At 70.4% G+C, this 4,858-nt stretch carries 1 protein-coding gene; it reads right to left on the bottom strand.

What is annotated here, in order from left to right; all coding sequences use genetic code 11:
* Positions 1–485 precede the first annotated feature (485 nt).
* Positions 486–4,772, bottom strand: a complete 4,287-nt coding sequence (locus ACIA5A_RS17965; RefSeq protein WP_396763110.1) for a discoidin domain-containing protein — start codon at positions 4,770–4,772, stop codon at positions 486–488.
* Between the last annotated feature and the right edge of the window lie 86 nt (positions 4,773–4,858).

The raw sequence follows: 4,858 nt of genomic DNA on the forward strand, positions 1-4,858 counted from the left end.
CCCTCAACGCCCTTATCCTCGCCTACGGCGACCGGATCGCCATCTAACAATCTCGATCACACCACAGGCCCAAACACGGAAATCGACACACTCCCACTTCGGTCTCTCCGTACTGCGCGGCGAGCGTCGGGCGGCTGTCTTCCGGCGCGGCCAGTATCGTTCTGACGTACAGGTAGGGAAGCAGGAGATCTTCCCGACTGAGCGGCGGATCGCCGCTGTCGCCCCCCGGCGAAGACTCCTGGCGCCGCCCATGCTCCGGAACGTTCATACTCACCCCCAGTGACCTCGGGTGGCGTGGCGTACGCGGGCCGGGGGTTCGGAACGCAGGCATAGACCGAAGCCTGACTCACCCCTCCTCACATTATGTCACCACGTGACAACCGTCCGCCGTGGCCACGTTGTCGCGCTCCACGTCGGACGGTCGATGTGGTGTGAGAAGGGGCCCCTTCTCTACCGGAAAGGTTAAGAAGGGGCCCCTCCTTTCATCAGTTGCGGGTGATGGTGAACGTGCTCGTGGTGTTGCGGATGTCCTGGGCGTTGTCGCTCAGGCGCAGATTGGTGAACGTGGCCGAGCCGACCGCCGGCCCCTGCCCCGCCTCGGGCATCTCGTTGACCCAGATGCCGATGCCGGACTTCGCGTCGAACGCGTCACCGCTGCGCCGCGCCCCCGAGATGGAGACGTTGGTGAGCACCGTGTCGGTGATCGGGTTCTCCGGCTGGCTGCCGGTGTACTTGGTCTGGAACATGATCCCGGAGTAGGTCGGGTCCACGATGTCCACGTCGCTGACCCGGATGCCGCGGAACTCCTTGGACGCCGAGAACAACCACATCGCGGGGAACGTCTGCGCGCCCCAGAAGTGCCCGCCGGAGCGGATCAGCGAGATGTTCTCGAACCGGGTGGGCGGGCTGGCGCCGAACCCGACGAACGGGTAGCCGAAGTCCAACGAGCTGATGGTGATGCCCGAGTACGTCAACTGGTCGGCGATGTAGAGGTTGCGGAAGATGTTGTCGTAGCCGCCGTACACGGCGAGGCCGGCGGCCCGCCAGGTCAGCGTGGCGGTCAGGTTCTCGAACACGTTGCCGTGGTTGCCGCCGGAGCCGCCCTGGTCGGTGGCGGAGAACAACGCGAACGCGTCGTCGCCGTTGGACCGGCCCTCGGTGTTGGTGACCAGCGCGTTGGTGCTGCCGTTGGTCATGTTCACGCCGTCGGCGAAGGTGTCGCGGAACCGGCTGTCCCGGATGGTCAGCCCGTCCACGCTCACCCCCCAGTACGCGCAGACGGTGTGCTCCACCCAGACGCTGTCCAGCGTCAGGTTGTCGACGTCCTTCAGCTCGCCCCACACCTTGCCCGGACCGTCGATCCGGTTGGTGTAGTTGCCGAAGAACGCCAGGTGGGCGAAGGTCGACCCGCTGGCCGAGGACTCCACCCGGAACCCGGCGTCGGTGTTCTGCTGGTTCGTCGGCGTCTGGAAGCGGGTGTACCACATGCCCGCGCCGACGACCTTCACCGCCTTGCCGTACACCTGGAGCTTCTGCGCGGTCTCGTAGGTGCCGGCGGGCAGGTAGACGCCGACGAACGTGCCTGTGGTGTCCATCCGCACCGCGTCCAGCGCGTTCTGCACGTCCTGGTGACTGAAGCCGGTGGGCACCTTGTACCGGGTCGGGTCCGGGTTGGCGCGCGGCGACACCAGCTCGGTGTTGACGAAGTCGATCGCGTACGTGGTGCTGTTCGCCGGGTCCTTCTGGAGCCGGATCCGGCTGCCCGCCGGAACGGTGGAGTTCAGCAGCACGTTCGCCTCGTCGTAGAGGTGCCGGGGCGCGCCCGCGCTCGGCGAGTCGCTCGGCGCGGCCTCGGCCCCGTAGAGCCAGATGTGCTTCGAGGTGAGGCTGATCGGCTTGTGCAGCACCCCGTTGACGTAGACGTTGAGCGTCGAGTCGATCCCGCCGCCACCCGGCGCGTCCGGGATGGAGAAGCGGGTCACCAGGGCGTTCGCGGCCGACTTGGTGGTCCACTCGACGTACGCGCCGGTGGTGTTCAGGGTGACCGCGCGCCGGCCGGACGCCTCGCCGGCCAGGTCGCCGATGGTGCGGTTCGGGCCGATGACCTGCGCGCCGCCGCCGACCGAGCCGTCCTCGGCCTCGTACATGTCGTACGCCAGGTTGGCGCCCCGACCGACGAACAGCGGCCGGTCGCTGGAGTTGTTCTGCCGCTTCACCGGCAGCTCGTTGGCGTCGTCGGCGAGCACCACCCGCACGGTGTAGCGGCCGTTGGCGGCGGTCCAGGTGCCGAGCGACACCGGACCGGCGGTGGCCCCGGCGGCGATCGTGCCGGAGTACGAGCCGGTCAGCGTGCGGACCACGGAACCGGAGTCGTTCAGCACGGTGAGCGTGATGCCGTGCGAACCGCTCGCCGAGGCGATCGTGCCCTGGTTGCGCAGCGTCACCGCGAAGCTGACCGTGGCGCCGGCTGCCGGCGTGCCCGGCGACCAGGTCACCGCGGAGGCCACCAGGTCGCTGCTGGCCACCGGGCTGACCGTCAACGCGGTCGGGTTGGTGTAGGAGTTGTTCGCCTCGTTCTGCTCGATCACCGTGTTCGACTCGTCGACCTTCGCGGTGAGCTGGTAGCTGCCGGCGTCACGCACGCCGATGCTCGCCGAGACGGTGGTGGACGCGCCGGCCGCGAGCGCGCCGACGGAAGCGGTGCCGACCTTCGTCGTACCCAGGTAGAGGTTGACGTTCGTGGCCGCGGACGCGGCGGTGCCGGCGTTGCGCACGGTGGCGGACAGCGTGATCGCGTCGGTCTCGACCGGCGCGGTGGGCGAGGCGGTCAGTGCGGTGACGGTGAGATCCGGGTTGGCCGCCGGCACGCCGATGACCTGGAGTTCCGCGACCTGGCCGTTGGACGAGCCGGAGTTCGCGGTGAACTGCAACCGGACGTCCGCGGCGGTCGCCGAGACCGGGACGGTCACCGTGTTGCTGGTGTTGGGGTTGAAGGAGTACGTCGCGGAGCCGACCAGGCTGGTGAACCCGGAGGCGGACTGCTCCCGGCCGAGCACCTGGAAGGTCTGGGTGCGCGCGCCCCACGCCGGGTCCGGGTTGAGCTTCACCACCACCGCGCTGATGCTGGCGTTCGCGCCCAGCGCCACGGTCAGCGTGCTCGGGTACGCGCCCGGCGCGCCCTCCCAGTAGGTGGTGACGTCGTTGTCGACCGCGTTGGCGGCGTTGAACACGTGCACCACCGACGAGGCGGTGGCCGGCTTGCCGACGGCCAGGTTGGTGCCGCCGGTGGTGGTGCCGGTGCGGGTGACCGTGTTGCTGTTGGCGGACACGTTCCCGGCCGCGTCGCGGGCGCGCACCTGGTAGGAGACGGTGGCGCTGTCCGGCTGGCTGTCGGTGTACGTCAGCGTGGAGCCGCCGACGGTGGTGCGCAGCGTGCCGTTGGCCCACACCTCGTAGCCGGTGACGCCGACGTTGTCGGTGGACGCGGTCCAGGTCAACCGGATCTGGCCGCTCGCCGGCTGGGTCCAGGCGAGGTTGCCGGGCGCGGTCGGCGCGGTGGTGTCCCCGGTGTTGCCGGCGCGGGTGACAGTGGTGCTGTTCGCGGAGACGTTCCCGGCGGCGTCGCGCGCCCGCACGTAGTACGACACGGTGGTGCCGGCCGGCTGCGTGTCGGTGTAGGTCAGCGTGGTGCCGCCGACGGTGGTGCGCAGCACGCCGTTGGCGTAGATGTCGTAACCGGTGACGCCGACGTTGTCGGTGGAGGCGGTCCAGGTCAGCCGGACCTGGTCGGTGGCCGGCTCGGTGAACGCCAGGTTGCCCGGCGCGCTCGGCGCCTGGGTGTCCCCGGTGGCCGCGCCGTAGATCTCCAGCTCCGAGAGCTGCCCGGCGGGCCAGGCGCTGTTCGCGGTGAACAGCAGCCGCAGGTAGCGGGTGGACGCGGTGGGCACGGTGACGGTGACCGTGTTGCCGCCGGCCGGGTCGAACGCGTACGACGCGGACGCGACGAGCGTGCTGAACGTGGAGCCGTTGGTGCTGCCCTGCACGGTGAGCGTCTGGTTGCGCGCGCCCCAGCCGGTGGGCAGCCGCAGCACCAGCCGGTTGACGCTTGTGGCGGCGCCCAGGTCGGCCTGGATCCACTGCGGGAACGCGTTGTTCGGGCTCTCCCAGTAGGTGCCCGCGTTGCCGTCGTTGGCGTTGCCGGCCCCGTACACGTCGGAGTGGCCGCTCTCGGTCATCGTCCTGCCGAGCGCCAGGTTGGTCGAGGAGTTGGCGGTGCCGTAGACCTCCAGCTCGGCGAGCTGGGCGGCGGCCCAGCCGGTGTTCGCCGTGATGACGACGCGCAGGTAGCGGGCGTCGGTGGCCGTGAAACCGAGCGTCACCGTGTTGCCGGCGGCCGGGCTGAACGAGCGGGCGGCCGACGCGACGACGGTGGTGAAGCCGCTGCCGTCGGCGCTGGCCTGCACCGACAGCGTCTGGTTGCGGGCCTCCCAGGCGGCGGGAAGCTTGAGCACCACCTGGTCGACGGCGCGGCTGGCGCCGAGGTCGACCTGGGCCCACTGGGGCAGCGCGCCGCTGCTCTCCCAGTAGCTGCCCTGGTTGCCGTCGGTGAGGTTGGCGGCCACGAACGAGCCGTTGACGCTGCTGGCGGTGGCGGGCCGGCCGGCGGCGAGGTTCGGGCCGCCGGCGGCCAGGGCCGGTGGGGCCGGCGCCGCGGTGACGGCCAGGCCGACCGCGGCGAGCACCGCGACCATTCTGGTACGGAGTCTGGACATGGTGGACGGACACCTTCTTCCCGGGGGAGGTGGAGAGGCGTTGACGGGGTGGGGGTGCGGTGGCGCGGCGGGGGCCGGTGGGCCCC

It is taken from the genome of Micromonospora sp. NPDC051300 (genome assembly GCF_044455315.1).
Taxonomy (GTDB): domain Bacteria; phylum Actinomycetota; class Actinomycetes; order Mycobacteriales; family Micromonosporaceae; genus Micromonospora; species Micromonospora robiginosa.

Coding starts and splice junctions, on each gene's coding strand:
- ACIA5A_RS17965 (WP_396763110.1), bottom strand. CDS start 4,772: ATGTCCAGACTCCGTACCAGAATGGTCGCGGTGCTCGCCGCGGTCGGC.